Annotated in this window: 4 protein-coding genes; 1 reads left to right on the top strand and 3 read right to left on the bottom strand. The window is 73.0% G+C overall.

Annotated features, from left to right (window positions below):
• The 3 genes from ACWC9R_RS36865 to ACWC9R_RS36855 all read right to left on the bottom strand — a co-directional run.
• Positions 1-2727: AAA family ATPase (locus ACWC9R_RS36865; protein ID WP_450738227.1), on the bottom strand; the 2727-nt coding region annotated here is incomplete at its 3' end.
• Positions 2728-3025: 298 nt separating this feature from the next.
• Positions 3026-3229, bottom strand: coding sequence for a hypothetical protein (locus ACWC9R_RS36860; RefSeq protein WP_006602857.1), 204 nt, complete (start codon positions 3227-3229; stop codon positions 3026-3028).
• Positions 3230-3611: 382 nt separating this feature from the next.
• Positions 3612-3893 (bottom strand): acylphosphatase, encoded by a 282-nt coding sequence (locus tag ACWC9R_RS36855; RefSeq protein ID WP_362604250.1) that lies wholly within the window; start codon positions 3891-3893, stop codon positions 3612-3614.
• Positions 3894-4070: 177 nt separating this feature from the next.
• Between ACWC9R_RS36855 and ACWC9R_RS36850 the strand changes: the two genes are divergently transcribed.
• Positions 4071-4994 carry a CAP domain-containing protein gene (locus tag ACWC9R_RS36850; protein WP_450738225.1) on the top strand — a complete coding sequence of 308 codons (924 nt, stop codon included), beginning with the start codon at positions 4071-4073 and terminating at the stop codon, positions 4992-4994.
• Positions 4995-5093: the final 99 nt, after the last annotated feature.

Here is a 5093-nt window from a genome sequence, read left to right as displayed (position 1 = left end):
GCGCGAAGAGGCCGAAGCCGACGGTCCGCAGGGCGCAGCCGGCGATGATGACCCCGCGCGCGCCGAGCCGGTCGGCGGCCGAGCCGCCGATGAGGCCCCGTCGGCGGCCAGCCGGTCCCGTACGGAGGTGTCCGGTTCCTCCTCACCGACGCCCGGCTCCTCCTCGGCCACCGCGAGCCGCTCGGCCAGCTCCTCGGCCTCCTCGGTGGCCCGCAGCAGCGCCCCCTCGGCCTTGGCCGCCGCCGCGTCGCAGCGCTCGGCCTCGCCCGCGGCCGCCCGCGCCTGCCCGCCGAGCCGGCCCAGGTCCCCGGCGACCTTCGACTTCTCCCGGTCCGCCGCCCGCCACCGCTCGGCCAGCTCCTCGACCAGCGCGGCCCCCGCGGTACGGCGTTCCGCCGCGGCCCGCTGCGCCTCCGCCAGCTCCGCACAGCGCGCCGCCAGTTCCTCCAGCTCGGCCGCCGCCTCGTCGACGGAGGCCTGCACCTCCAGCAGGCTCGGCGCCCCGGCGGAACCCCCCTGCGCGAAATGCGCCCCGAGCAGATCGCCCGCACCGGTCACCGCCGTCAGCTCCGGCCGCGTGGCCACCAGGTCCTCGGCGTCCTCCAGCGTCCCGACCACGACCACATCCCGCAGCAACCGGCCCACGGCGGCGGTCAGTTCCCCGGGCCCCCGGACCAGATCCGCCGCCGGTACGGGCGACGAACGGGGCCCCGGGACCCGGTGCCCGCCCGCCTCGGACACACCCGTCGCCCCGGCCACCCCCTCACACACGTCCACCACGGCCCCCTCGGCCGTACCGGTGAAACCATCACCCCCACCGCTCCCACGAACCCCACCGGCCCCCGGACCACTGGCAGTCCCGGCAGCCCTGGGGATCTCACCGATCCCGGAAGTCCTGGAGACCTCACCGCCCCCGGCAGCCCCAACGGCCTCCGCGGCTTCCTCACCCTCCACGGCCTCCACCGCCCGTGCGGGCGCGGGCACCCTTCCCGTCCCGCCACGTCCCCCTGGTCCGCCCAGCACCATCGCCGCCCGCCCCGCGTCCTCCTTGCGCAGCAGCCGGATGGCCTCGGCGGCGGTGGCCGCGTCGGTGACGGCGACGGCGTCGGCGGCCGCGCCCAGTGCCGCCGCCACCGGGATCTCGAAGCCGGGAGTGACGGTCAGCAGTTCCGCCGCCGGCCCGAGCAGGCCGGTGAGGCGGTCCGCCGCGGCCAGCAGCGCACCGGTGCCGTCCTTGCGGCGCAGCCCGAGCGCCAGCGCGTCGTGCCGGGCGGCGGTCGCGGCCCGCTCGCGCTCGGCCGCGGTCAGCGCCTCGCGCGCGGCGGTCAGCGCGTGCTCCGTCTCCGCCAGCTCCCGGCGGGCCGCCTCGTGCCGCTCCGCGATCTCCTCGTCGTCCGCGTGCAGCCCGTCGACCTCGGCCCTGAGCTGCTCGTACTCCTCCTGGGCGGCGTCCGCCCGCTGCCGGGCGGCGTCCCTGGCCTCGGCGAGCCGACCGATCTCCGCCTGTGCCGAGGCCGCCCGGCCCCGGGCGGCGGTGACCTGACCGCTCAGCCGGGCCAGGCCCTCACGGCGGTCGGCGATGGCGCGGGCCACGTCCCGCAGCCGCCGCTCCTCGTCCGCCAACTGCCGCTCCAGCCCGGCACGGTGTTCGACGGTGTCCTCCAGCGCCCGGCTCGCCGCCTCCAGCGCGGCCGTCAACTCCGCCTCCTGCTCACGGATACGGGCCGCCTCCCGCTCCATGTCCTCGGGGTCGCGGCCGTGCCGCTCCTCCGGCGGGGCCGCCGTGGCGCTCTTGACCCGCGCCTCGGCCAGCGAGATCGTGCCGCGCACCCGCTCCGCGAGCTGCGACAGCTCGTACCAGGTCTGCTGAGCCCGCTGCACCCGCGGCGTCAGCGTACGGACCTCCTCCTCCAGCACCGCCTCCCGCTGCTGGGCCGTGCGCAGCCGCTCCTCGGCGGCCTGCCTGCGTTCCTTGAGGGCCGCCTCGTCCGCGATCTCGGCCCGGAGTGCCCGGCGCAGGGTGACAAGGTCGTCGGCGAGCAGCCGCAGCCGGGCGTCGCGCAGGTCCGCCTGGATGACGGCGGCGCGCCGGGCGACCGCGGCCTGCCGCCCCAGCGGCTTGAGCTGGCGCCGCAGCTCGTCGGTCAGGTCCTGGACCCGGGCGAGGTTGGCCTTCATCGCCTCCAGCTTCCGCAGCGCCTTCTCCTTGCGCTTGCGGTGCTTGAGGACGCCGGCCGCCTCCTCGATGAAGGCCCGGCGCCCCATCGGGTCGGCGTGCAGCACGGAGTCGAGCTGGCCCTGCCCGACGATGACATGCATCTCCCGGCCGATGCCGGAATCGGAGAGCAATTCCTGGATATCCAGCAGCCGGCAGGTGTCACCGTTGATCTGGTACTCACTGCCGCCATTGCGGAACATGATCCGGGTGAGGGTGACTTCGGCGTACTCGATCGGCAGTGCGCCGTCGGAATTGTCGATGGTGAGCGAGACCTCGGCACGCCCGAGCGGCGGACGCCCGGTCGTCCCGGCGAAGATGACGTCCTCCATCTTCCCGCCACGCAGGGACTTGGCGCCCTGCTCGCCCATGACCCAGGACAGCGCGTCCACGACGTTGGACTTGCCGGAGCCGTTGGGGCCCACGACGCAGGTGATGCCCGGCTCGAAGCGCAGCGTCGTGGTGGAGGCGAAGGACTTGAAACCTCGCAGGGTCAGACTCTTGAGATGCACGCCGTGGGACTCTACCGGCCACTCCTCGGCGGGTGACCCCAACATTCCGGGGCGCTGCCCGGCCCGTACGGCCCCCCGGTATACCGCGCCGTTCATTTTCGGTTTCACTGCCGAAAGCGCAGGGCACATCATGCGGTAAGGGAGGGCCGTCAGGGCTGAGCGACAACGTGGTCCGCGGAAAAGCCGCAGCAAGAAAAGGCGGAAACGACGAAGGGACGCCGAAGCGTCCCTTGCAGATCTTGAAGAGAGCGGTGCCTCAAGCGGCTGGCGAGCAGCTCTACCGGCCCTGAGGTCGGGGTCAGGTGAGCGCGGGCTCCGCCTGGGGTACGTCGATGTCGAGCATCGAGTCGTCGCGACGTGCGGCAGCCGACAGCATGTCGTTTTCGGCCTGCATCCGAATCAGCTCGGATTCCAGGTCTTGGACGCGCTGCTGAAGCCGTCGCATCTCGGAGAGGACTCGGGGGTCGGAGCCGCCGACGTAACCGAGAAGCGCCTTTGCCATGATGGATGGTCCTCCACAATGAGTGACCGACCGAAGCGGTGTGGGTCGTGAGGGATTCGCACCCGCGGTGCTTGTCATTCTCTGGTGTACTCAATGCCAAACAGCTAAGGTGCGCGGGGATTCCAGAGTCTCACCAAACGGTTTGACGGTCAACACGATCACACCCCGTATCCTCGGGCACCTGAGAGTGCGCGGCCGTGAGGGCACTGCGCCGACTCTCCAGAAAGGTCCCGCCGGGGCGTGGAGATCATCCGTACAGCGGCAGCCTTGCACGGGTCGGCCGAGTTGGCAACCACCAGGCCTTATCTCCCGTAAGCAGCTGACAAGGACGCGTCCGAAAGATCGTCCCCGACGCCCGTACGGGCGGTTCCGGCGGGCCGGATCAGCGGATCTCGAAGCCGTCGTAACCCCCGCGGGGCGTGTCCCATATCTCAGTGACTCCGTCGACCCGCCCGGGCGTGTCTCCGGTGCGGAGCCAGTCGAGCAACTGGTCGCAGTGGTCCTTCGGGCCCTCGGCGACCACCTGGACGCGGCCGTCACCCAGATTGACGGCGAATCCGGCGAGTTCGCCGATGCGAAGGGCGTTCGCCCGGGTGAACCAGCGGAAACCGACACCCTGGACCCGGCCACGGACCCACGCGGTCACTCGGACAGCTTCATTCATGTGTGCACGCTAACTGTCCGATTGCGCAGAGGTCACTTCCGCCCCTCGCGCCATGGCGTACAGTCCCCCGTCAGCGAGGCTCACCCTTATGGGTGAGTCATCTTGACGCCAGGAAAGCTGTGCGGCGTAGCCGCTCCAGTCGAGCCGGTGCTTTCGCCGGTGGAAGGAAGACAGCGGATGGGCCGCCATCGACGCTCTGCCCCCCTTGCCCCGCAAGCCCCCGGTACGGGGCCGGTTGACGCTCCGACGGCCGGCGCGCCGGACGCGACCCGGCACCGTGGACCCCGCGCCGCGCGCGGCCGTGGCATGACGCCCGTCCGGACCGGACTGCTCGGCGTCTCCGCGGTGGTGGCGATGGGGGCCGTGGCGGTCGCCTCCGGACTGGTCCCCGGCCACGGTCAGTTCGACGGGGGTGTGGACGGCGAGCAGGGTGAGCGGGTCCGGGCCGGCGCGCTGCCGGAGGCCACCGAGCCGCTGGGCGGTGTCTCGGCGTCGCCGTCCGACCGCGCCGGCGAGGAGGCGAGCCGCGGCGGAGCCCGTGCCAAGGCCCCTGACAGCGGGCGCCCCTCGGCCAGGGCCACCCGCCCGGTGTCCCCCGCCCCGCACCAGCCGTCCACGTCCCCCACCGGGTCGGCCGGTTCGCAGCGGTCGGCCGAGCCCGCGAAGCGGACCGCCTCCGCGGCGCCCGAGCGCACCGTGGCGGCGTCGAAGGCCCCCGACACCCAGTCGTCCGCCGAGACGCAGGTCCTGTCCCTGGTCAACGAGGAGCGTGCCCAGGCCGGCTGCTCCCCCGTGACGGCGGACAAGGAACTGGCCGGTCTCGCCCAGGACTTCAGTGACGACATGGCCCGGCGCGGCTTCTTCGACCACACCGACCCGGACGGCGACACTCCCTGGGACCGCGCCCGCGATGCGGGCGTCGACGACCTCGGCGGCGAGAACATAGCCCGCGGCCAGGCCGACGCGGAGGCCGTCATGGACTCCTGGATGAACAGCCCCGGCCATCGCGCCAACATCCTCAACTGCGAGTACAAGACCCTCGGCGTCGGTGCCCACTCCGGGTCCGGCGGCCCGTGGTGGACGCAGGACTTCGGCTTCTGAGAGAGGCAGCCGGGTAGCCACGCACTGCGCCACCCGGGCGGCGTCCGGCGCCCCGTGCAGCGGCAAGCTGCCGAAGCCCACGTACACCGGTGGTGCGCC

The organism is Streptomyces sp. NPDC001219, from assembly GCF_053597915.1.
This window is presented reverse-complemented; position numbering and strand designations above follow the sequence as displayed.